This is a genomic window from Verrucosispora sioxanthis (assembly GCF_010560025.1).
Lineage (GTDB): Bacteria > Actinomycetota > Actinomycetes > Mycobacteriales > Micromonosporaceae > Micromonospora > Micromonospora palythoicola.
The window spans coordinates 240530-263665 of the sequence record NZ_SAIY01000001.1; the positions used below are offsets into that span (position 1 = coordinate 240530).

At 71.6% G+C, this 23136-nt stretch carries 16 protein-coding genes; 12 read left to right on the forward strand and 4 right to left on the reverse strand.

From position 1 onward, the window contains the following. Positions 1–271 precede the first annotated feature (271 nt). Positions 272–871: a hypothetical protein gene (locus tag ENC19_RS01180; RefSeq protein ID WP_408058049.1), complete on the reverse strand. Its 600-nt coding sequence runs from the start codon at positions 869–871 to the stop codon at positions 272–274. Between the two features lie 208 nt (positions 872–1079). Between ENC19_RS01180 and trmB the strand changes: the two genes are divergently transcribed. From trmB to ENC19_RS01200, 4 genes are all read left to right on the forward strand, one after another. Continuing rightward, the gene (gene trmB / locus ENC19_RS01185; protein ID WP_164445298.1) at positions 1080–1790 is read left to right on the forward strand and encodes a tRNA (guanosine(46)-N7)-methyltransferase TrmB; all 711 of its coding nucleotides are present in this window, start codon (positions 1080–1082) and stop codon (positions 1788–1790) included. Between the two features lie 72 nt (positions 1791–1862). Further along, on the forward strand, positions 1863–4367 hold the full coding sequence (locus tag ENC19_RS01190; RefSeq protein WP_164445299.1) for a DEAD/DEAH box helicase: 2505 nt from the start codon (positions 1863–1865) through the stop codon (positions 4365–4367). A gap of 119 nt (positions 4368–4486) precedes the next feature. Continuing rightward, complete coding sequence (locus ENC19_RS01195) at positions 4487–5131, forward strand: hypothetical protein (protein WP_164445300.1); 645 nt, start codon at positions 4487–4489, stop codon at positions 5129–5131. Positions 5132–5395: 264 nt separating this feature from the next. Beyond that, complete coding sequence (locus ENC19_RS01200) at positions 5396–6289, forward strand: hypothetical protein (RefSeq protein WP_164445301.1); 894 nt, start codon at positions 5396–5398, stop codon at positions 6287–6289. 118 nt (positions 6290–6407) lie between these two features. Here the strand turns inward: ENC19_RS01200 and ENC19_RS01205 are convergent, their stop codons facing one another. After that, complete coding sequence (locus ENC19_RS01205; RefSeq protein WP_164445302.1) at positions 6408–6809, reverse strand: cytidine/deoxycytidylate deaminase family protein; 402 nt, start codon at positions 6807–6809, stop codon at positions 6408–6410. Between the two features lie 134 nt (positions 6810–6943). Between ENC19_RS01205 and hrpA the strand changes: the two genes are divergently transcribed. Further along, on the forward strand, positions 6944–11002 hold the full coding sequence (hrpA, locus tag ENC19_RS01210) for an ATP-dependent RNA helicase HrpA (protein WP_164445303.1): 4059 nt from the start codon (positions 6944–6946) through the stop codon (positions 11000–11002). Here hrpA and ENC19_RS01215 read toward each other — a convergent pair. Then, on the reverse strand, positions 10999–11931 hold the full coding sequence (locus tag ENC19_RS01215) for a LysR family transcriptional regulator (RefSeq protein WP_164445304.1): 933 nt from the start codon (positions 11929–11931) through the stop codon (positions 10999–11001). The genes hrpA and ENC19_RS01215 overlap by 4 nt on opposite strands. A gap of 77 nt (positions 11932–12008) precedes the next feature. Here ENC19_RS01215 and ENC19_RS01220 point away from each other — a divergent pair, with 77 nt between their 5' ends. From ENC19_RS01220 to ENC19_RS01245, 6 genes are all read left to right on the forward strand, one after another. Then, on the forward strand, positions 12009–12701 hold the full coding sequence (locus ENC19_RS01220) for a succinate dehydrogenase cytochrome b subunit (RefSeq protein WP_281601583.1): 693 nt from the start codon (positions 12009–12011) through the stop codon (positions 12699–12701). Between the two features lie 2 nt (positions 12702–12703). Beyond that, positions 12704–14641 (forward strand): fumarate reductase/succinate dehydrogenase flavoprotein subunit, encoded by a 1938-nt coding sequence (locus ENC19_RS01225; protein ID WP_164445305.1) that lies wholly within the window; start codon positions 12704–12706, stop codon positions 14639–14641. Then, the gene (locus ENC19_RS01230) at positions 14638–15399 is read left to right on the forward strand and encodes a succinate dehydrogenase/fumarate reductase iron-sulfur subunit (protein ID WP_164445306.1); all 762 of its coding nucleotides are present in this window, start codon (positions 14638–14640) and stop codon (positions 15397–15399) included. Before ENC19_RS01225 ends, ENC19_RS01230 begins: the two co-directional genes overlap by 4 nt. Positions 15400–15569: 170 nt before the next feature. Further along, on the forward strand, positions 15570–16751 hold the full coding sequence (locus ENC19_RS01235) for a zinc-dependent alcohol dehydrogenase (protein WP_164445307.1): 1182 nt from the start codon (positions 15570–15572) through the stop codon (positions 16749–16751). A gap of 93 nt (positions 16752–16844) precedes the next feature. Beyond that, positions 16845–17855: a serine hydrolase gene (locus ENC19_RS01240; protein ID WP_208020789.1), complete on the forward strand. Its 1011-nt coding sequence runs from the start codon at positions 16845–16847 to the stop codon at positions 17853–17855. A gap of 52 nt (positions 17856–17907) precedes the next feature. Continuing rightward, complete coding sequence (locus ENC19_RS01245) at positions 17908–19059, forward strand: MBL fold metallo-hydrolase (RefSeq protein WP_164445308.1); 1152 nt, start codon at positions 17908–17910, stop codon at positions 19057–19059. A 36-nt stretch (positions 19060–19095) separates the two neighbouring features. Here ENC19_RS01245 and ENC19_RS01250 read toward each other — a convergent pair whose 3' ends face one another. Then, the gene (locus ENC19_RS01250; RefSeq protein ID WP_164445309.1) at positions 19096–20607 is read right to left on the reverse strand and encodes a deoxyguanosinetriphosphate triphosphohydrolase family protein; all 1512 of its coding nucleotides are present in this window, start codon (positions 20605–20607) and stop codon (positions 19096–19098) included. Between the two features lie 62 nt (positions 20608–20669). Here ENC19_RS01250 and ENC19_RS01255 point away from each other — a divergent pair, with 62 nt between their 5' ends. After that, complete coding sequence (locus tag ENC19_RS01255; RefSeq protein WP_164445310.1) at positions 20670–23132, forward strand: Tex family protein; 2463 nt, start codon at positions 20670–20672, stop codon at positions 23130–23132. Positions 23133–23136 lie beyond the last annotated feature (4 nt).

Sequence of the window (23136 nt, forward strand, 5' to 3'; positions counted from 1 at the left end):
GGAGCCGGTCGCACGGCCGCCGCGCCCCGACGCGGAACCAGCGACTGCCGCACCGTCGCCGGGACGCGGCGTGGGACCGGAGCCGGCGGGGCGGTCGCCGGGACGCGGGGGCGAGCTGTCCGGCGGTACGAACAGGTCGGTTCGATAGGTGGGACGGGGCGGGCCACCGACGGGACGGGCCGAGCGACCGGAACCGGTTCGTGGCCCGGCCCAGCCGGGCGCACCGGTCGAGCCGGAGGGGCGGGGTGTGCGGGGGGCGGTCATGACGGGCTCACCGTCGGCTGCCGCGACGGCGGGTCGCGGTGACCCAGAGGACCATGCCGGTGACAGTGAGCGCCAGACCGCCGGGAAGCAGCAGATTGCCGGTGATGTCGCCGGCGCTCCCGCCGAAGCCGGTCGCCGGCCCTCGGCTGGGCTTCATCTGGCGTACCACCTGGATCATGGTGGAGGCGGTCTCGCCGCCCCGGCACTCCAGCTTGACCCGGTAGTTGCCGGGGAGCACCCGCTCCTTGACCATCGCCGTGCCGGTCAGCAGCCCGCGCTGCGGCTGCACGGCGACCCGGCCGAACGCGTCCGAGACGACGATGGCCCCCACCGAGTTGTCGTGGCAGCTGGCGCGGAGCCCGACCAGATGGCCCGGTTCCACCATGCTCGGCGAGACCTCCACGAACACGGTCGGGCCGGGCTGCGGCGCGCCCTCGGGTACACCGGGTTGCCCACCGCCGGGTTGCCCGGCGACGACCGGCACGACGGCGGCCCGCGCGGGTGCCGCCAGGTGCGCCGAGTCGGTGCCGGCCGGCACGGACGGCGACAAGGGTGTCGCCACCGCCGGCACGGGCGTCAGCAGGGCGGCCAGGGTGATCGCGAGCAACGGGGCGAAGGCCGCGACGGTACGCAACGGAGCTGTGGACGGCGCCGGACGAGTGTGGATCGCTGCTGACACGCTGCCCCCTCCCGGTGCGCCGGGGCGGTCGCCGGGCACCGCCGGGCACACGGTCCTGCCTTCTTCCGATGATGGTCTCACCACCGGGCGTACCTCACATCCGGGCCGGCGCGTGTTCGCGTAGGCTCGGTGCGTTGTGACCTCCACCGACCCCACTCCCGCCGTCGCCGTGCCGCATCCGGTACGGGCGATCCGCACCTACCACCCGCGTCGCGGCCGGATGAGCGGCCGGCAGGTGACGGCGCTGGAGCAGCACTGGCCGCGGTACGGGCTGCGCGTCGCCGACGCCGACCCGTTCGACCCCGTCGGCCTGTTCGGCCGCCGGGCCCCGCTGGTGGTCGAGATCGGTTCCGGCATGGGCGACACGACCGCGGAGATGGCCGCCGCCGACCCGGATCGAGATTATCTGGCGGTCGAGGTGCACACCCCCGGAATCGCCAACCTGCTGGACCTGATCCACCTTCGTGACCTGGGCAATGTCCGGATCGTCGAAGGCGACGCGATGGAGCTGCTCGATCTGCTGCCGCCCGCCTCGCTGGACGCGGTACACGTCTTCTTTCCGGACCCGTGGCCGAAGTCCCGCCACCACAAGCGGCGGCTGATCCAGCCCGCCCACGTGGCGCGGTTGCGGTCCCGGTTGGCGGTCGGCGGCACGCTGCACTGCGCCACCGACTGGGCGGAGTACGCCGAGTCGATGCGGGCCACCCTGGACGCCGATCCGGGCCTGGTCAACGCCCACGACGGGTACGCACCCCGGCCCGCGTACCGGCCGGTGACCCGGTTCGAGCGACGGGCGCTGCGCGCCGGCCGCCCGATCGCCGACCTGATCTACCGCCGCCACCGGTAGGCCCGACGGCGGGCGAGCGCCGGCTGCCCCGGTTGGCGCACAGGCAATTCATCCAGGCACCATGGACCGGCCATGACACTCACCGCCGCGCTGCCGAAAACCGCCGACCCCGACACCCTCTACGACGCGTTCGCCAGTTGGGCGTCCGAGCGCGGCCTGGACCTCTACCCCCACCAGGAGGAGGCGGTCATCGAGATCGTCTCCGGGGCCAACGTGATCATGAATACGCCGACCGGCTCGGGCAAGAGCCTGGTCGCCATCGCCGCGCACTTCGCCGCGCTGGCCGACGACCGGACGACCTTCTACACCGCGCCGATCAAGGCGCTGGTTTCGGAGAAGTTCTTCGCGCTCTGTGAGGTCTTCGGCGCCGAGAACGTCGGCATGCTCACCGGCGACGCCAGCGTCAACGCCGACGCCCCGATCATCTGCTGCACCGCGGAGATCCTGGCCAACCTGGCGCTACGCGAGGGCAGTCGGGCCGACGTCGGTCAGGTGGTCATGGACGAGTTCCACTTCTACGCCGAACCGGACCGGGGCTGGGCCTGGCAGGTGCCGCTGATCGAGCTGCCGCAGGCCCAGTTCGTGCTGATGTCGGCGACGCTCGGCGACACCACCCGGTTCGTCGACGACCTGACCCGGCGTACCGGCCGGGCTACCGCCGTCGTGCGCTCCGCCGAGCGGCCGGTCCCGCTGCTCTTCTCGTACGCGATGACGCCGCTGCACGAGACCCTGGAAGAGCTGCTGGAGACCAAGCAGGCCCCGGTGTACGTGGTGCACTTCACCCAGGCCGCCGCCCTGGAACGCGCCCAGGCGCTGATGAGCGTCAACGTCTGCACCCGGGCCGAGAAGGACATGATCGCGGCCGCGATCGGCGGGTTCCGGTTCACCTCCGGCTTCGGCAAGACCCTGTCCCGGCTGGTCCGGCACGGCATCGGCGTGCACCACGCGGGGATGCTGCCCAAGTACCGCCGGCTGGTGGAGACCCTCGCCCAGGCCGGACTGCTCAAGGTCATCTGCGGTACGGACACCCTCGGCGTCGGAATCAACGTGCCGATCCGCACGGTGCTGTTCACCGGCCTGTCCAAGTACGACGGGGTCCGCACCCGGCTGCTCAAGGCCCGCGAGTTCCACCAGATCGCCGGTCGGGCCGGACGAGCCGGCTTCGACACCATCGGGCGGGTCGTGGTGCAGGCGCCCGAACACGTCATCGAGAACGAGAAGGCGCTCGCCAAGGCCGGCGACGACCCGAAGAAGCGACGCAAGGTGGTGCGCAAGAAGCCGCCGGAGGGCTCCATCGGCTGGGGCAAGCCAACCTTCGACCGTCTGGTGGAGGCCGAACCGGAACCGCTCACCTCCAGCTTCCAGGTCAGCCACTCGATGTTGCTCAACGTCATCGGCCGCCCCGGCGACGCGTTCGCGGCCATGCGGCACCTGCTCACCGACAACCACGAGGACGCGGCGGCCCAGCGCCGGCACATCCGCCGGGCCATCGCCATCTACCGGGCGTTGCGGGCCGGCGGCGTGGTCGAGGAGCTGCCCGAGCCGGACGAGACCGGGCGGCGGGTCCGGCTCACCGTCGACCTGCAACTCGACTTCGCCCTCAACCAGCCGCTGTCGCCGCTGGCGCTGGCCACCATCGAGCTGTTGGACGGCGACTCGCCGTCGTACGCCCTGGATGTGCTGTCGGTGATCGAGTCGATCCTCGACGACCCGCGCCAGGTGCTCTCCGCGCAGCAGTTCAAGGCCCGTGGCGAGGCGGTCGCCGCGATGAAGGCCGACGGCATCGAGTACGAGGCCCGGCTCGAACTGCTCGACGAGGTGACCTGGCCCAAGCCCCTCGCGGAGCTGCTGGAGAACGCCTACGAGATGTACCGGCGGGGGCACCCCTGGGTGGCCGACCACCAGCTCTCCCCCAAGTCCGTGGTGCGGGACATGTACGAGCGGGCGATGACCTTCACCGAGTACGTACAGTTCTACGGGCTGTCCCGCTCCGAGGGCCTGGTGCTGCGCTATCTCGCCGACGCGTACAAGACGCTGCGGCAGACGGTGCCCGAGGAGGCCAAGACCGAGGAACTCGTAGACCTGATCGAGTGGCTGGGCGAGCTGGTCCGCCAGGTCGACTCCAGCCTCATCGACGAGTGGGAGCGGCTGCGCAACCCGACCGACCTGCCCGACGTCGCCGCCGCCCTGGACGACCGGCCGGCGGCGGTCACCCGCAACCCGCGGGCGTTCCGGGTGCTGGTGCGCAACGCCCTGTTCCGGCGGGTCGAGCTGGCCGCGCTGCGGCAGTGGAACGCGCTGGGCGAGTTGGACGCCGACTCCGGTTGGCCCGCCGACGCCTGGGCCGACGCGCTGGCGCCCTACTTCGAGTCGTACGACGGGATCGGGACCGGTCCGGACGCCCGTGGCCCGGCGCTGCTCATGATCGAGCAGGGTCGGGAGCGCTGGACGGTCCGTCAGATCCTGGACGATCCGGAGGGCGACCACGACTGGGGCATCAGCGCCGAGGTCGACCTCGCCGCCTCCGACGAGGCGGGCGCCGCCGTCGTCCGGATCACCGACGTCGGCCAGCTCTGAAATTTTCCGCGAGGGGGCCGTCCGGGATGCCCGGGCGGCCCCTTTCGTACCCTGGGCGATGTCAGGGTCGTCGATTAGAATGTATGTACTAATCGAGTTCCTGACCTGGGAGGATGCTCGTGACCGCGCCCATCTCCGCCCCCCTCACGCCGTACGCCACCCTCCTCGGTTTCACCCGGTACGTCGACCGCACCGGCCCGACCAAGGCCAGCTTCGTCGGCGGCCTGCGCCGGCAGCGGGCCAGCCGTTCCGGGTTCAACCCGCACGGCCAGTTCGTGAAGGCGCTCAAGGCCGACATCGCCTTCCACACCGGCGGCACCCACCTGGCGCAGGTGGTCGACGTGGTCAAGCCCCGCTGGCGGCCGCTCTACCAGTCGCTCGTGCCCGGCGCGACGGCCTGGCTGCACTCCCTCGGTGAGCCTGCCGGGGTCGACCTTGCCCAGACCCGCGACGCGCTGGCCATGCTCGGCGACCTGCCCATCAAGATCAACCCCCACTTCGGCATCCGGTACGCCGACGGCCGCGCCGAGGCGGTACGCCTGCACTTCGACGAGGCCCCGCCCAGCGAGGAGGCGACGCTGGCGGCACTGCACCTGACCGCCCGTCACATGGACGCCGTGCTCCCGCACGCCGAGCCGGTCCTGGTCGACGTGCGCCGGGGCAGCACCCACCGGATGCCCGACAACGCCAGGCCCGACGAGATCGAACGCTGGCTCGCCGGCGAGGCAGCCGCTTTCCGGGCCATCTGGTCCGCCGCCGCCTGACCCACCCCGCCCCGCCCTCCCCCGCCCCCTGCCCTGCCCTGCCGTGCCGTGCCGTGCCGTGCCGTAGAAAATCAGCAACGTCGGGGAAAGTGTCGCCTCGACGCACCCGGAAGCAGCACTTTTCCCGAAGTTGCTTGAGCAGTAGCGCCCCGTCGCGGCGCGGCGGCGCGGCGGGGCGGCGGGGCGGCGGGGCGGCGGGGCGGCGGGGCGCGGGGTTATCCACAGGGCGGCGGGCGGTGCTTGCGGTCGTCCATGGTGGACGGCATGGCTAAATCCGCTCGGCGTCCGCCGCAACTGCGCGGGCGCGTCTTCCAGGGTTCCCGTGCCGTGGCCCGAGGGCTACTGACCCGGGGCGAACTACGCAGCCGGGCGTGGCGACCGGTCTTCCGGGACGTGTACGCCGACGCACAGCTCACGATCTCGCACCGCACCCGATGCCTGGCTGCGGCGCGGTGGGTGCTCCCACCCGGGGCGGTGATCGCTGGGCGCAGCGCCGCCGCGCTGTTCGGCGCCGGATTCATCGGAGACGCCGATCCGCTCGACATCCTCGTACCCGCCGGTTTCCGCTTCGGGCCGGTCGCCGGTCTGGTGGTGCACACCGGCGAGGTCGCCGAGGCCGATGTGCTGTCGCACGCCGGCATGCCGGTCACCACGCCGCTACGGACCTGCTGGGACCTGGCCCAGTGGCTGGATCCGGAGGAGGCCGTGGTCGTGGTGGACCGGCTGCTCGGCCAACGACTGGTACGCGCCGAACAGTTGCGGGAGATGGCGGACCGACGTCGCGGCGCCCGGGGCTGGAAACGCATGCTTCGGGTGACACAGCTGGCCGACCCGGGCGCGGAGTCGGCTCAGGAGTCGCGGCTGCGGGTGCGGATCGTGCTGGCCGGTGTTCGCCGGCCGGTCACCCAGTTCTTGGTAGAACGTGACGGCAGGTTCATCGCCCGGGTCGACCTCGCCTGGCCAGAGTTGAAGATCGCGGTTGAGTACGACGGGCTCTGGCACGACGATCCGCAGCAACTCCATCGCGACCGGCGACGCCTCAACCGCCTGCTCGGCGAGGACTGGATCGTGTTGCACGTGACCGCCCAACGGCTCCGCGAGGACTTCGACGGCTTCCTCGCCGAACTCCGCCAAGCAATCCGCACCCGCACCCGCTGATCCCACCACCCCACGCACAAGCCCGAACGAGCACAAGGGCAGACGGCAGCTTCGGGGAAACTGCCGCCTCAGGCCGTGTCGAGGGGACACCTTCCCCGAAGTTGCACACGCCCGTGGCTCAGGGGTGCGAGCAGGGCAGCCTAGTGGGGGTGGGTGGGGTCAGGTCGGTGACGGGCACGACCTTCGGATCCTCGGGGTTGCCGACGATGACGCGTAAGGCCGGATAGCGGTCGGCCAGGAGCTGCCGGCAGGGGGCGCAGGGGGTGACGAGGGACCGGCCACGGTCGCCGACGGTGACGATTGTCTCCAGCTCTGCCACGCCCTGTGTGGCGGCGGTGCCGAGCGCGACCGTCTCGGGGCAGGCTCCTCCCGTGGCGTGCACCACGTTGACTGCGGAGATCACCCGACCGTCGGCGGTACGCGCCGCCGTGGCGAGGGTGTGGGTGGCGCTGCGGCAACGCAGCTTCGCCACCGCGCTGGCGGCCTGCACCAGCGCCCGATCGGTGTCACGCATCGTCATCGGCGTCCCCGTGTCCCGCTTCCAGCCCGGCGCCCAACGATAGACCGACCGGAGCAGCCGGCCCGAGCAGGCCGGGCATGGCGTGGGTAACCAGGAGGCGGACCGGCGGGCGGCTGCCTATCCTTGGCCACGACATGCAGAATCCAGCCTCACCCGCCGCGACCGATCCCGTCGGCGAGTTGCAGCGTCGACTGTCTCCGCTGATGTTCCGCGACCAGCGTCACCTGCGCCGTCGGCTCGACGGGCTGCGCAAGCTCCGCGATCCGCGGCGCCGCGAGTCGGTGCTGGCGGAGATCGTCGCCGAGACGGCTGCGGCGGAGGGTCGGCTGGAGCGGCGGAAAGCGGCGGTCCCGAAGATCGTCTACCCGGCCAGTCTGCCGGTCAGCGAGCGCAAGGACGACATCGCCGCGGCGATCCGCGACCACCAGGTGGTGATCGTGGCGGGCGAGACCGGCTCGGGCAAGACCACCCAGCTGCCGAAGATCTGCCTGGAGCTGGGGCGGGGCATCGGCGGCCTGATCGGGCACACCCAGCCCCGGCGGCTGGCCGCGCGTACGGTGGCCGACCGGATCGCCGAGGAGCTGGGGACCGAGCTGGGTGACGTGGTCGGCTACAAGGTGCGCTTCACCGATCAGGTCAGCGAGAACAGCCTGGTCAAGCTGATGACCGACGGCATCCTGCTGGCCGAGTTGCAGACCGACCGGATGCTGCGCCAGTACGACACGTTGATCATCGACGAGGCGCACGAGCGCAGCCTCAACATCGACTTCATTCTCGGGTACCTCCGGCAGCTCCTGCCGCGCCGCCCCGACCTCAAGGTGATCATCACCTCGGCGACCATCGAGACCGACCGGTTCGCCCGACACTTCGCCGGGCCACCGACCGCCGAGCATCCCGACGGCGAGCCGGCACCGGTGGTGGAGGTCTCCGGCCGGACCTATCCGGTCGAGGTGCGCTACCGGCCGCTGGTCGAGGTCGCCGGAGGCGACGAGGAGGATGCCGACGAGGAGAACGTCCGCGACCAGGTCCAGGCCATCGGTGACGCCGTCGAGGAGCTGGCCGCCGAAGGGCCGGGCGACATCCTGGTCTTCCTCAGCGGTGAGCGGGAGATCCGGGACACCGCCGAGGCGCTGGGCAAGCTGGTGCAGAACAAGCGGTCCCTGCTCGGCACCGAGATCCTGCCGCTGTACGCCCGGCTCAGCGTCGCCGAGCAGCACCGGGTCTTCGCCCCGCACGGGGGACGCCGGGTGGTGCTGGCCACGAACGTCGCGGAAACCTCGCTGACCGTGCCCGGCATCAAGTACGTGGTGGATCCCGGCACCGCCCGGATCTCCCGCTACTCGCAGCGGCTGAAGGTGCAGCGGCTGCCGATCGAGCCGATCTCGCAGGCCAGCGCCAACCAGCGCAAGGGTCGCTGCGGACGTACCTCGGACGGCATCTGCATCCGGCTCTACGACGAGCAGGATTTCGACTCCCGTCCCGAGTTCACCGACCCGGAGATCCTGCGGACCAACCTGGCCTCGGTCATCCTCCAGATGACCGCCATCGGCCTGGGCGACATCGCGGCGTTCCCGTTCATCGACCCGCCGGACCGGCGCAACATCACCGACGGCGTCAACCTGCTGCACGAGCTGGGCGCGCTCGACCCGGCCGAGAGCGACCCGACGGGACGGCTCACCACTCTCGGCCGACGGTTGGCCCAGTTGCCGGTCGACCCCCGGCTGGCCCGGATGGTGCTTGAGGGGGAACGCAACGGCTGCGCCACCGAGGTGATGGTGATCGCCGCGGCCCTGTCCATCCAGGATCCGCGCGAGCGGCCGGCGGAGAAACAGGCCCAGGCCGACCAGGCGCACGCCCGGTTCGCCGACGCCGAATCCGACTTCGTCGCGTACCTCAACCTCTGGCGGTACCTGCGCGAGCAGCAGCGGGCCCTCTCCTCCAGCGCGTTCCGCCGGATGTGTCGAGCCGAGTACCTCAACTACCTGCGGGTCCGGGAGTGGCAGGACATCGTCAGCCAGTTGCGCCAGGTGCTGCGTACCCCTGACGACAGGAACCGGGGACGCGGCCGGCGGGGCGGCCCGGACGTCGCGCCCGACGGCGGCGGGCGGCGCCAGGGCGGCGCGGATCTGCCGGAGGAGATCGACACACCGAAGGTGCACCAGTCGCTGCTGCCGGGCCTGCTGTCGCACATCGGCCTCAAGGACGCGCAGAAGCACGAGTACCTGGGCGCGCGTGGGGCGAAGTTCGCCCTGTTCCCGGGCTCGGCGCTGTTCCGCAAGCCGCCCCGCTGGGTGATGGCCGCCGAGCTGGTGGAGACCTCCCGGCTGTGGGGGCGGGTGAACGGGCGGATCGAGCCGGAGTGGGTCGAGCCGCTCGCCCAGCACCTGGTCAAGCGCAGTTACAGCGAGCCGCACTGGGAGAAGAAGCAGGCGGCGGTGATGGCGTACGAGAAGGTCACCCTCTTCGGCGTCCCGCTGGTCACCTCGCGCAAGGTCAACTTCGGCCGGATCGACCCGACGCTGAGCCGGGAGTTGTTCATCCGGCACGCGCTGGTCGAGGGCGACTGGTCCACCCACCACCAGTTCTGGCGGGACAACCAGCGGCTGCTGGCCGAGATCGAGGAGCTGGAGAACCGGGCCCGGCGGCGCGACATCCTGGTCGACGACGAGACGATCTTCCAGTTCTACGACGAGCGGATCCCGGCCGAGGTGGTCTCCGGGCGGCACTTCGACAGCTGGTGGAAGAAGATTCGCCGCGAGCGGCCCGAGCTGCTCACCTTCACCCGGGAGCTGCTGGTCAACGCGGGTCGGGGCGGGCTGGACGAGGCCGACTACCCCGACCAGTGGCGGGCCGACGGGGTGGCGCTGCCGCTGACGTACACGTTCGAGCCCGGTACCCCGACCGACGGCGTGACGGTGGACATCCCGCTGCCGCTGCTCAACCAGGTGCCCGCCGAGAGCTTCGACTGGCAGGTGCCGGGGCTGCGCGAGGAGCTGGTCGTCGCGCTGATCCGGTCACTGCCGAAGCCGGTACGGCGCAACTTCGTGCCGGTCCCCGACTACGCCCGAGCCGCGCTCGCCGCGATCACCGTCGGCGAGGAGCCGCTGCTGGACGCGCTGACCCGGCAGCTGCGGCGGATGACCGGGGTGACCGTACCCCGGGACGCGTGGGATCTCGGCAGGCTGCCGCCGCACCTGAGGGTCACCTTCCGGGTGCTCGGCGACGACGACAAACCGGTCGCCGAGGGCAAGGACCTGCCGGCCCTGCAACGCCAGCTCAAGGCGGAGGTACGCCAGGTGGTGGCCGCCGCCGCACCGGAGGTGGCCCGATCGGGGCTGACCGGCTGGGAGATCGGTACGCTGCCGCGCACCATCGAGCAGGTCCGGGCCGGGTACGCGGTGACCGCCTACCCGGCGCTGGTGGACGAGGGCGCCACGGTCGGGGTGAAGGTGTTCGACTCACCGGGCGAGCAGGAGGCAGCCCACTGGGCCGGTACCCGGCGACTGCTGCGGCTGACCGTGCCGTCCCCGGCGAAGTTCCTCCAGGGGCGGCTGAGCAACGAGGCGAAGCTGGCGTTGTCCCGCAACCCGCACGGCGGGGTGCAGGCGTTGATCGAGGACGCGGCCGGCGCGGCGATCGACAAGCTGATCGCCGACGCGGGCGGGCCGGCCTGGGACGAGGCGGGTTTCGTCGCGCTGCGCGAGAAGGTCCGGGCCGACCTGGTGGACACGGTGGTGGCGGTGATGGACCGGGTCCGGGGGGTGCTCGCCGCCGCCTACGCGGTGCAGCAGCGCCTGGGCGCGACGCGGAACCTGGCCGTGGTGGCCGCCCTGGCCGACATCCGCAACCAGCTCACCGGCCTCGTCCACGGCGGCTTCATCACCGAGGCCGGATACGCCCGGCTGCCCGACCTGCTGCGCTACCTGACCGCGATCGAGCGTCGACTGGACCGGCTGCCGAGCAACCCGGCCCGGGACAAGCAGCAGCAGGACCGCGTCGCGGTGGTGCAGCGCGAGTACGACGAGTTCCTGGCCGCCCTGCCCGCGGCGCGACGCTCGTCGCCGGCGGTCCGCCAGATCCGCTGGATGATCGAGGAGTTGCGGGTCAGCATCTTCGCCCAGGCCCTCGGCACCCCCTACCCCGTCTCGGAACAACGCATCTACCGCGCCATGGACGACGCCGAGAACGGTTAGGGCAGGGGCTCGACGCCGGGTGGGAGTTGGGCGGTGGCGGTGGCGGTGTGGACGTAGTCGAGCAGGATGCGGCGTAGTTCGCGGCCGGCGTGGGTGGGCACGGCGTCGCGGCGGCGGGCCACGGCGATGGTGCGGCGGACGCCGGGTGGGGCCAACCGGGTGACGCGGATGCCGGCCCGGCGGGCCACCACCATGCCGGGTACGACGGCGATGCCCAGCCCGGCCTCGACGAAGCTGAGCACCGCGTCCATCTCCCCGCCGTCCACCGACAGGGTCGGTTCGAAGCCGGCGCCCCGGCACGCCTGGAGGGTGGCGTCGCGCAGGTCGTAGCCCTCGCGGAACATCACCATCGGCTGGTCGCGCAGGTCGGTGATGCGTAGCTCGGCACCGGGGGTGGCGGTGGGCACCGGGTCGACCGAGGCGACCACCAGGTTCTCGGTGAGGATCGGGTCGGCCCGCAGGCCGGCGTCGGTGCCCTGGGAGGGCATGATGATCAGTGCGAGATCGAGGTCGCCCCGGAGCAGGTCACGGACCAGGTCCTGCGAGCCGCCTTCCTCCATCCGCAGGTCGACGGTGGGGTGGGCGTCGCGGAACCGGCGCAGCACCGGCGGGGCGAGCGAGGTGGCGAGGCTGGGGGTGGCGCCGAGGCGTACCCGGCCGCGCCGCAGGCCGACAAGTTCCTGCACCTCCCGGGTGGCGGTCTCGACGTCGGCCAGGATCCGGGTGGCCAACGGCAGCAGCACCTCGCCCGCCGCGGTCAGCGTTATGTTGCCCCTTACCCGCTCGAACAGGGGTGCGCCGAGGGTGTCCTCCAACGCGTGAATTTGCTTACTCAACGACGGCTGGGTGATGCCCACGATGTCGGCCGCCTGGGTGAAATGTCGTACTTCGGCCACCGCGACGAAGTACTTCAGCTGATGGAGCTGCATCTACATAGCTTATGGCTATCAAGACTGCGGTGTCGATGCATTGGACGACTGATCGAAGTCCTCCTAGCGTCGGTCGAGTGGTAGTCACGACGAGAACCCGGTCGCCCATCCGATCGAATGTCGGCCTCAAGGCCGTCATGGCGGTGACGGGCATCCTGCTGGTGCTGTTCCTCATCGCCCACATGCTGGGCAACCTGAAGATCTTCTCAGGCGCGTCCTCGTTCGACCACTACGCGCACTGGCTGCGCGAGATCGGCGTCCCGCTGCTGCCCAGCGCCGGGTTCCTGTGGATCCAACGGGTCGGCCTGCTGACGGCGGTGCTGCTGCACATCTGGGCCGCCACGGTGCTGGCGTTGCGGGCCCGCGCCGCCCGCCCGGTCCGCTACGCCCACCGCAAGAAGGTCCGCGGCAGCTACGCGGCCCGCACCATGCGCTGGGGCGGCGTGATCATCCTGCTCTTCGTGATCTACCACATCCTGGACCTGACCACCGGCACGCTGAACCCGGTCGGCGACCCGTCCCGGCCGTACGCCAACGTGGTCGCCGACTTCGCCCCGCAGCGCTGGTACGTCACGGCCTTCTACACCCTGGCGATCGTCGCGCTCGGCTTCCACCTGCGGCACGGCGTGTTCAGCGCGCTGCGCAGCCTGGGCCAGCAGACCCCGCGCGGCGAGCAGCGGGCCCGGGTGGTGGCGCTGGTCTTCGCCGTCGTGCTCTGCGCCGGCTACCTCGTGGTCCCGTTCGCCGTACTCACCGGATTGGTGTCCTGACCATGGATCTGTTCACCGAGGGCGACCCGATCGCCGACACCAGGGCCCCCGACGGCCCGATCGAGACCCGGTGGGAACGCCGCCGCTTCGAGGCCAAGCTGGTCAACCCGGCCAACCGCCGCAAGATGACCGTGATCGTGGTCGGCACCGGTCTGGCCGGCGGCTCCGCCGCCGCCACGCTCGCCGAGCAGGGCTACCGGGTCCGGTCGTACTGCTACCAGGACAGCCCGCGCCGGGCGCACTCGATCGCCGCCCAGGGCGGCATCAACGCCGCCAAGAACTACCGCAACGACGGCGACTCGGTGCACCGGCTCTTCTACGACACCGTCAAGGGCGGTGACTTCCGCTCCCGCGAGTCGAACGTGCACCGGCTGGCCGAGGTCTCGGTCAACATCATCGACCAGTGCGTCGCCCAGGGGGTGCCGTTCGCCCGCGAGTACGGCGGCCTGCTCGACACCCGTTCGTTCGGTGGCGCGCAGGTACAGCGCACCTTCTACGCTCGGGGCCAGACGGGTCAGCAGTTGCTGCTCGGCGCGTACCAGGCGTTGGAGCGGCAGATCGGCCTGGGCAACGTGGAGATGAACGCCCGGCACGAGATGCTGGAGCTGATCGTCGTCGACGGCAAGGCCCGGGGCATCGTGGTCCGGGACATGGTCACCGGCGAGATCACCACGGAGTTCGCCGACGCCGTGGTGCTCGCCTCCGGCGGCTACGGCAACGTCTTCTACCTCTCGACGAACGCCAAGGGCTGCAACGTCACCGCCACCTGGCGGGCGCACCGCAAGGGCGCGTACTTCGCCAACCCCTGCTACACCCAGATCCACCCGACCTGCATCCCGGTCTCCGGCGACCACCAGTCGAAGCTGACCCTGATGAGCGAGTCGCTGCGCAACGACGGCCGGGTGTGGGTACCGAAGGCCAAGGACGACGACCGCGACCCCCGCGACATCGGCGAGGACGAGCGGGACTACTACCTGGAGCGCATCTACCCGTCCTTCGGCAACCTGGTGCCCCGCGACATCGCCTCTCGGGCCGCGAAGAACGTCTGTGACGAGGGCCGGGGCGTGGGCCCGACGAAGCTCGGGGTCTACCTCGACTTCGCCGACGCCATCGACCGGCTGGGCCGCAAGGCCATCGAGGCCAAGTACGGCAACCTCTTCGAGATGTACGAGCGGATCACCGGCGAGGACCCGTACGAGGTGCCGATGCGGATCTACCCCGCCGTGCACTACACGATGGGCGGCCTCTGGGTCGACTACGACCTCCAGTCGACGATCCCCGGCCTGTTCGTCATCGGTGAGGCGAACTTCTCCGACCACGGCGCGAACCGGCTCGGCGCCTCGGCGCTGATGCAGGGCCTGGCCGACGGGTACTTCGTGCTGCCCAACACGGTCGCCAACTACCTGGCCGCCGGTCCGTTCGAGAAGGTCGACGCGACCCACCCGGCGGCCGTCGAGGCCCGTCGCGACGTGGAGGACCGTATCCAGCGGCTGCTCGCGATCGACGGCGACCGGACGGTGGACTCGTTCCACCGCGAGCTGGGCCAGATCATGTGGGAGCACTGCGGCATGGAGCGCTCCGAGGCCGGGCTGCGCAAGGCCATCGACGAGATCCGCGCCCTGCGGGACCAGTTCTGGCAGCGGGTCCGGGTGCCGGGCAACGGCGAAGGGTTGAACCAGTCGCTGGAGAAGGCCGGCCGGGTCGCCGACTTCTTCGAGCTGGCCGAGCTGATGTGCATCGACGCCCTGCACCGGGAGGAGTCCTGCGGCGGCCACTTCCGCGCCGAGCACCAGACCCCGGAGGGCGAGGCGCAGCGCGACGACGACCGGTTCGCGTACGTCGCGGCCTGGGAGTTCACCGCCACGGGTGAGCCCTCGGTGCTGCACAAGGAAGACCTGAACTTTGAATACGTCCACCCCACGCAGCGGAGCTACAAGTGAACCTGACCCTGCGCATCTGGCGCCAGTCCGGCCCCCAGGACAAGGGTCGGATGGTGACGTACCAGGTCGACGACGTCTCCCCGGACATGTCGTTCCTGGAGATGCTCGACGTGCTCAACGAGCGGCTCATCCTCGCGGGCGAGGAGCCGGTCGCCTTCGACCACGACTGCCGTGAGGGCATCTGCGGCATGTGCGGCCTGATGATCAATGGGGACGCGCACGGGCCGCAGCGCGGCACCACCGCCTGCCAGCTGCACATGCGGCAGTTCTCCGACGGCGACACCATCGACATCGAGCCGTGGCGCGCGCGGGCCTTCCCGGTCATCAAGGACCTGGTGGTCAACCGCAACGCCTTCGACAAGATCATCGCCGCTGGCGGGTACGTCACGGCGCCCACCGGCAGCGCGCCGGAGGCGCACTCCGTACCGGTGGCCAAGGCCGACGCCGACGCCGCCTTCGAGTCCGCCGCGTGCATCGGCTGCGGCGCCTGCGTGGCCGCCTGCCCGAACGGCTCCGGGATGCTGTTCACCGCCGCCAAGGTCACCCAGCTCTCGCTGCTCCCGCAGGGCCAGCCCGAGCGCTACACCCGGGTGATCGGCATGGTCGACGCGCACGACGAGGCCGGCTTCGGCGGCTGCACCAACGCCGGCGAGTGCACCGTGGTCTGCCCCAAGGGCATCCCGCTGACCACCATCGGCCGCCTCAACCGCGACTACCTCACCGCGACCAGCCGCCACGCCGACACCCCCGGCACCTGACCACACCCCGACCGGATTTCCTCCGTTGACCATGAGGTTGGCGGCAGTTGTTGATCTTCAAGCTGCCGCCAACCTCATGATCAACCCCTGCGGAGGTGGGGTAGGCCGGTTAGGGGGCGCTGGCGCGGGTAGCAGGTCAGCTACGGGGACGGCGGCGACTAGGGGGCGACATGCGGGCACTTACCTGGCACGGCAAGCGGGACGTACGGGTCGAGGAGGTGCCCGACCCGAGGATCGAGGACCCGACCGACGCGATCGTGCGGATCACCTCGACCGCCATCTGCGGCTCGGACCTGCACCTGTACGAAGTCCTCGGGCCCTACCTCAAGCCGGGTGACATCCTCGGTCACGAGCCGATGGGCATCGTCGAGGAGGTCGGGTCGGGGGTTACCCGCCTCAAGCCCGGCGACCGGGTGGTGGTGCCGTTCAACATCTCCTGTGGATCCTGCTGGATGTGCCAGCGGCAGCTCTACGCCCAGTGCGAGACCACCCAGGTCACCGCCGAGGGCAAGGGCGCCGCGCTGTTCGGCTACACCTCCCTCTACGGCGCGGTGCCCGGCGGACAGGCCCAGTTCCTCCGCGTTCCGTTCGCCGAGTTCGGTCCGGTCAAGGTGCCGGACGACGGGCCGGACGAGCGGTGGCTCTACCTCTCCGACATCCTGCCGACCGCGTGGCAGGCGGTGAAGTACGCCGACACCCCACCCGGCGGCACCCTGGCGGTCTTCGGGCTGGGGCCGGTCGGGCAGTTCTGTGCCCGCATCGGCCGCCACCTCGGCGCGGACCGGGTGATCGGCCTCGACGTGGTGCCGGAGCGGCTGGAGATGGCCCGCCGGCACGGCGTGGAGGTGCTCGACATCTCCCAACTCGACGACGTGCCCGGCACGTTGATCGACCTGGTGGACGGGCGCGGGCCGGACGCGGTGATCGACGCGGTCGGGATGGAGTCGCACGGCGCGCCGCTGGGCAAGCTCGGCCAGGCCGCCGCCGGGTTGCTGCCGGACAAGCTCGCCCAGCCGATGATCGACAAGGTCGGGGTGGACCGGCTGGTCGCGCTCAAGGCCGCGCTCAAGGCCGTCCGGCGCGGCGGCACCGTCTCCATCTCCGGGGTGTACGGCGGCGAGGTCGACCCGTTGCCGCTGATGGAGATGTTCGACCGGGGCATCCAGGTGCGGATGGGTCAGTGCCACGTACGGCGCTGGACCGACGAGATCATCCCCCTGCTCACCGACGACGACCCGCTCGGCGTGACCGACCTGCGTACCCACCGGCTGCCGCTGGAGCAGGCGCCGCAGGCGTACGAGATGTTCCAGAAGAAGCAGGACGGCTGTGTGAAGGTCGTCCTCGCCTCGTGAGCCCATCGACGGGGTCACCTACGTCGATCCGTCCGCCTAGGGTGTGTCCTGGACACACCAGGGCACCGACGGGAGAGACGAGTGACCATTCGGATGGACCGCAGGACCGCGCTCGGCCTGGGCACCGTGGCGACGGCCGGCGCCGTGTTCGGCACCGCGATGCCCGCCGCCGCTGACCCGACCGAGCAGGCGGGCACGGGTGGCGAGGCGGGCAGTGACCGCGAACGGCTCGCCGCCCGCATCGCCGCGGCCTTCCACCGGGTGAGCAGCCGGGCCGGCGGCAACTGGCAGGCGTACGTCAGCCTGGCCGGTCCGGACGGGCCGCTGGTCGCGGTGAACGAGTCGGCGGACCTGCGGATCGAGGCGTACAGCGTCAACAAGATCGCCGTGGCGGTCGCGGTGCTGGACAAGGTCGACCGGGGCCTGCTCGCCCTCGACCACCAGGTGGAGGTGACCGAGGCGATCGTGGTGACCGGCGGTGACGGCATCTTCAGCCTGGACGGCGCCTACCCCAGTCTGGTGACCGTCGGCCACGTCCTGGCGAACCTGCTGACCGTCTCCGACGACACCGCGGTCCGGCTCTGCGGGCTGGTCTGCCCGGCCGCCGAGATCAACCAGATCCTGGTCGCTAAGGGCTTCCCGAACACGCAGGTGCAGCCGGTGGCCAACCCGAACCGCTTCTTTCTGGGCACCAGCACGCCCCGGGAGACCCATGACCTGCTGCGGGCGCTGGTCGCCGGCACCCTGCTCTCCCCCGCCTCGACCGACCGGGTGCTGCGACTGCTGCGCTCGCCGGTGGCGTTCACCGACGGGGTACGTCGCGAGATGTCCTCCGCCGAACGGGCCCGCGTCGCCACCAAGGCGGGCTGGTACGCCGACGCCCGCCACGAAGCCGGAGTGATCTTCGACACCGCCGGCGCGCCACTGGTGACGTACGCCCTCTTCGCCGACGGGCAGGCCGACGCGGACGACTTCGGCGCCACCCACCCCGCCGTGCAGGCACGCGCCCGGTGGGGCCGACGGGTCATGGACCTGACCGCCGGTGTCGGCGGCACCGGCACCACCCACCGCAAGCACCTGTACCGCCCCAGCAACGGCGGCTGAACCCGGCCGGCGGCGGCTACCGTGGACCTCGGGGATCAACAGAGGGGGGACCATGCGGGCGCCGAACGAGCCGAGCGGACCTACCACCGGTCGGCGAATCACCGGGTCGGTGGCGGGCCTGGCCGCGGTGGCCGGACTCGCCACCGCGGCCTGGGCCGCACGCAACGTGCCGGCCGCGATCGGCGGCCGGCTGGCTGGCGCGCGGGCCGAACGGGCGGCCCGGTCACCACAGTTCCGCGACGGCACCTTCCACAACCGGGCGGACACCCGCACGATGGTGCCCGCCTCCGACCGCAACCTGTTCCGGGAACTGCTCTTCGGCAAGCAGAAGCGTCGGCCGGGCGCACCCGTGCCACTGCTGCGGCCGTCCGCCGAGACCGGCATCGACCCGGCGCGCGAGCTGAACGTCGTCTGGTACGGCCACGCCTCCGCCCTGATCGAGATCGAGGGTCGACGGGTGCTGCTGGACCCGGTGTGGAGCGACAGGTGCTCCCCCTCGACGGCGGTCGGCCCGCGCCGGCTGCACCAACCGCCGGTACGCCTCGACGAACTGCCCCGCCTCGACGCGATCCTGATCTCGCACGACCATTACGACCATCTCGACATGGGCACGGTGCGGGAACTGACCGCCCGGCAGTCGGCGCCGTTCCTGGTGCCGCTCGGGGTCGGTGCCCACCTCGACCGCTGGGGCGTACCGGCGGAGCGGATCATCGAGCTGGACTGGTCGCAGACCCACCGGGTGGCCGAGCTGGAAATCTCCTGCACCGCCGCCCAGCACTTCTCCGGTCGGGGCCTGCGCCGCAACGGCACCTTGTGGAGCTCCTGGGTGGTGGCCGGTCGGCAGCGCCGCGTCTACTACACCGGAGACTCCGGCTACTTCGGCGGGTACGCCGAGATCGGCGCCGCGCACGGGCCGTTCGACGTGACGCTGATGCAGATCGGCGCGTACGACCGGGCCTGGCCCGGCATCCACATGTTCCCGGAGGAGGCCGTCGCCGCCCACCTGGACCTGCGCGGTGGGCTGTTCCTGCCGGTGCACTGGGGCACGTTCAACCTCGCGCTGCACGACTGGTCCGAGCCGGTGGACCGGCTCTGGGCCGAGGCGAAGGCCCGCGACGTGCGGCTGGCCGTGCCACGCCCCGGTGAGCGGGTGGTGGTCGACGACCCGCCGCCGGTCGACGGCTGGTGGCAGGCCATCGCCTGAGTAGCCGCTGCCCCGACGGACCCGAGCCGGGTCGCCTCAGAGGACGAAGGCGTCGGTCCAGAGGGCGCCGGAGCGGCCGGAGAGCGCGTCCAGCATCGCCACCGCCTGACCGTCGGTGAGCTGGGCGACGAAGTCCACGATGGCCCGGCCGCGCGCCTTGCCGATCCGGTCCGGGGTACGCGGATGCAGTTCCGCCTCGGCCAGCTCCACCAGGTCGTGCAGCCGCCGGGGCAGCCGGGACTCCTCCTCCGGGTCGAGCAGCCACTCCCGCAGCGCCTCGACCAGGGTGTCGAGCAGCCGGGCCTGACCACGCTGGTGCAACGCCAGGTCGGGACGGGCCAGCACGAACCGGTGGTGCACGAACTTGAGCACCTGCACCTCGTGCCACTGCGCCGGGGCCAGCAGCACGTGCCCGGAACGTACGGCGGGCTGCTCGACGACGGTGATCGCGTCCACGAAACGGGCGGTCCACCGGGCGGAGAAGCGGGCCACGTACTGCTCCGCCTCGATGGAGCCGTCGAACGGCAACGCCAGCAGCCCCTCGACCAGTTCCTCCCGGACGTGTTCGACGGCGGCGGCGAACGCCTCGTCGTCGGCGATCCAGGCGTCCTTGTGGTGCAGTTGGCGGCGCAGCCGCTCGATCGACGAGCCGGGCCGACGGGCCGAGGTGGCCAGCGCGGAATCGGTGATCGCCCGCAGGTGGCCGCCCTCGCGCTGCCAGGCCATCAGCTCGGCGGCCACCGCGCCCTGCTGGAGCACACCCACCCGGTAGAAGTCCTCCACGTCGTGGATGGCGTACGCGATGTCGTCGGCAGTGTCCATCACCGACGCCTCGACGGTCTGCTGCCAGTCGGCGATCCGGCCGGCGAACGGTGCCCGCGCCTGCCGCAGGTCGTCCAGCTCCGTGCGGTACGCCCCGAACTTCAACGAGCCGCTGTCCGGGTCGTCCGGCGGCGGGGTGGCGCCGCGCGGCGGCGGATCCATCGTCCGGGGGTGCGGGTCGGGGTGGTCCAGCCGGGTCCACGGGTACTTCAGCATCGCCGCCCGCACCGCCGCCGTCAGATCCAGGCCGGTGGTCGCCGCGCCCCGGATCTCGGTCGAGGTGACGATCCGGTACGACTGGGCGTTGCCCTCGAACCCGTCGGTCAGGCCGAGCCGGTGCCGGGCCAGCCGGTCCAGCACCCGCTCCCCCAGGTGCCCGAAGGGCGGGTGACCGAGGTCGTGGGCGAGCGCGGCGGCCTCCACCACGTCCGGGTCGCAGCCGCCCAGCTTCTCCACCAGGTCGCGTTGCTGGCCGTCGGCGGTGAGCCGCTCGGCGATCGCCCGGGCCACCTGGGCGACCTTGAGACTGTGGGTGAGCCGGTTGTGCACCAGCAGCCCGGACCCGCCCGGGCTGACCACCTGGGTGACGCCACCGAGCCGGGTGAAGAACGGCGAGCCGACGATGCGGTCCCGGTCGGCCCGGAACGGGCTGGTCGCCAGGTCGCCGAGGGCCCGCGCGCTGCCACCGAAGAGTCGGCGCGCCCGGGGGTCCGCAGGTGGTTCCATGATCGCCACGGTAGCCCGGCAGAATGCACCACGGAACCCACACCCGAAGGCGGAGCGACATCGTGACCCTCTCTGTTCATCAGCGGATCGCCGAGGAACTCGGCGTCGCCGAGCGCCAGGTACGCGCGGCCGTGGAGCTGCTCGACGGTGGTGCCACCGTGCCGTTCATCGCGCGGTACCGGAAGGAGGCCACCGGCCTGCTCGACGACACCCAGCTGCGCACCCTGGAGGAGCGCCTGCGGTACCTGCGGGAGCTGGACGAGCGGCGCGCGGCGGTGCTGGAGTCCATCCGTTCCCAGGGCAAGCTCGACGAGGCCCTGGAAGCGCAGATCATGGCGGCCGACTCGAAGTCCCGCCTGGAGGACATCTACCTGCCGTACAAGCCGAAGCGGCGGACCCGGGCGCAGATCGCCCGTGAGGCGGGGCTGGAGCCCCTCGCCGACACGCTGCTCGGCGACCCGACCCAGGACCCGCGCGCGACCGCCGCGACCTTCGTCGACGCCGACAAGGGGGTGGCCGACGCCGCCGCCGCGCTGGACGGGGCGCGGGCCATCCTGATCGAACGGTTCGCCGAGGACGCCGACCTGATCGGCACGCTGCGCGAGCAGATGTGGTCGCGGGGCCGGCTGGTGTCCCGGGTACGCGAGGGACAGGAGAGCGCCGGGGCGAAGTTCGCCGACTACTTCGACTTCGCCGAGCCGTACCCGAAGCTGCCCTCGCACCGCATCCTGGCCATGTTCCGGGGCGAGAAGGAGGGCGTACTCGATCTGACCATGGATCCGGAGTCCGACGGCGACGTCGACGCGGTGGCCAGCGGGCCGACCCGCTACGAGGCCGCCATCGCTGGCCGGTTCGGGGTGAGCGACCGGGGGCGGCCCGCCGACAAGTGGCTCGCCGACACGGTGCGCTGGGCGTGGCGTACCCGCATCCTCATCCACCTCGGCGCGGACCTGCGGATGCGACTGTGGCAGGCGGCCGAGGAGGAGGCCGTCCGGGTCTTCGCCACCAACCTGCGCGACCTGCTGCTGGCCGCGCCGGCCGGCGCCCGGCCCACGATGGGACTGGACCCGGGCCTGCGGACCGGGGTGAAGGTGGCCGTGGTGGACGCCACCGGCAAGGTGGTCGCCACCGACACGATCTACCCGCACGAGCCGCGCCGGCAGTGGGACGCCTCGCTGCACACCCTCGCCACGCTGGCCGCCGCGCACGGGGTCGAGCTGATCGCCATCGGCAACGGCACGGCCAGCCGGGAGACCGACAAGCTCGCCGGTGACCTGATCAAACGGCACCCGGAGCTGAAGCTGACCAAGGTCGTGGTCTCCGAGGCCGGCGCGTCGGTCTACTCGGCCTCCGCGTACGCCGCCCAGGAACTGCCCGGGCTGGACGTGTCGCTGCGCGGCGCGGTCTCCATCGCCCGCCGGTTGCAGGACCCGCTCGCCGAGCTGGTGAAGATCGACCCGCGCTCCATCGGGGTCGGGCAGTACCAGCACGACCTGTCCGAGGTGAAGCTGTCCCGGTCGCTGGACGCGGTGGTGGAGGACTGCGTCAACGGCGTCGGCGTGGACGTCAACACCGCCTCCGCGCCGCTGCTGACCCGGGTTTCCGGCATCGGTGCCGGGCTGGCCGAGAACATCGTGCTGCACCGGGACGCCAACGGTCCGTTCCGTACCCGGGCCGAGTTGAAGAAGGTGGCCCGGCTCGGCCCGAAGGCGTTCGAGCAGTGCGCCGGCTTCCTGCGCATCCCCGGCGGCGACGACCCGCTGGACTCCTCGAGCGTGCACCCCGAGGCGTACCCGGTGGTGCGCCGGATTCTGGCCAGCACCGGCCAGGACCTGCGGTCGATCATCGGCAAGAGTTCCATCCTGCGCGGGCTGCGCGCGACCGACTTCGTCGACGAGACGTTCGGCCTGCCCACCGTCACCGACATCCTCGCCGAGCTGGAGAAGCCGGGCCGCGACCCCCGGCCGGAGTTCAAGACGGCGACCTTCGTCGAGGGTGTGGAGAAGATCGGTGACCTGACGCCGGGGATGGTGCTGGAGGGCGTGGTCACCAACGTGGCCGCGTTCGGCGCGTTCGTGGACGTCGGCGTGCACCAGGACGGGCTGGTGCACGTGTCGGCGATGTCCCGCACCTTCGTGAAGGACCCGCGCGACGTGGTCAAGTCCGGCGACGTGGTGAAAGTCAAGGTGCTGGACGTCGACGTACCGCGCAAGCGCATCTCGCTGACCCTGCGCCTGGACGACGAGTCCGAGCCCGGCGCCGGACGCGGTGGCGGCCGGGACGGCGCGGCCGGGCAGGACCGCGCTGGCCAGGGCGGTCGGAGTGGCCAGGGCGGTCGGAGTGGCCAGGGCGGTCGGAGTGGCCAGGGCCGCGACGGGCAGGGCGGACAGGGCCGTACCGGCCAGGGCGGGCAGGGCGGCCAGGGCCGTGGCGCGCAGGGCGGGCAGGTGCGCCAGGGACGCGGCGCGGCGGCACCCGCCGACGGCGCGATGGCCGACGCGCTGCGCCGCGCCGGCCTGCTCTAGAGAG

What these genes read in the sequence shown, in the direction of transcription:
- ENC19_RS01240 (WP_208020789.1), top strand. Translation starts at nt 16,845, where the DNA reads ATGGACCGCAGGACCGCGCTCGGCCTGGGCACCGTGGCGACGGCCGGC.
- ENC19_RS01245 (WP_164445308.1), top strand. Translation starts at nt 17,908, where the DNA reads ATGCGGGCGCCGAACGAGCCGAGCGGACCTACCACCGGTCGGCGAATC.
- ENC19_RS01250 (WP_164445309.1), bottom strand. Translation starts at nt 20,607, where the DNA reads ATGGAACCACCTGCGGACCCCCGGGCGCGCCGACTCTTCGGTGGCAGC.
- ENC19_RS01215 (WP_164445304.1), bottom strand. Translation starts at nt 11,931, where the DNA reads ATGCAGCTCCATCAGCTGAAGTACTTCGTCGCGGTGGCCGAAGTACGA.
- hrpA (WP_164445303.1), top strand. Translation starts at nt 6,944, where the DNA reads ATGCAGAATCCAGCCTCACCCGCCGCGACCGATCCCGTCGGCGAGTTG.
- ENC19_RS01225 (WP_164445305.1), top strand. Translation starts at nt 12,704, where the DNA reads ATGGATCTGTTCACCGAGGGCGACCCGATCGCCGACACCAGGGCCCCC.
- ENC19_RS01235 (WP_164445307.1), top strand. Translation starts at nt 15,570, where the DNA reads ATGCGGGCACTTACCTGGCACGGCAAGCGGGACGTACGGGTCGAGGAG.
- ENC19_RS01200 (WP_164445301.1), top strand. Translation starts at nt 5,396, where the DNA reads ATGGCTAAATCCGCTCGGCGTCCGCCGCAACTGCGCGGGCGCGTCTTC.
- ENC19_RS01190 (WP_164445299.1), top strand. Translation starts at nt 1,863, where the DNA reads ATGACACTCACCGCCGCGCTGCCGAAAACCGCCGACCCCGACACCCTC.
- ENC19_RS01205 (WP_164445302.1), bottom strand. Translation starts at nt 6,809, where the DNA reads ATGACGATGCGTGACACCGATCGGGCGCTGGTGCAGGCCGCCAGCGCG.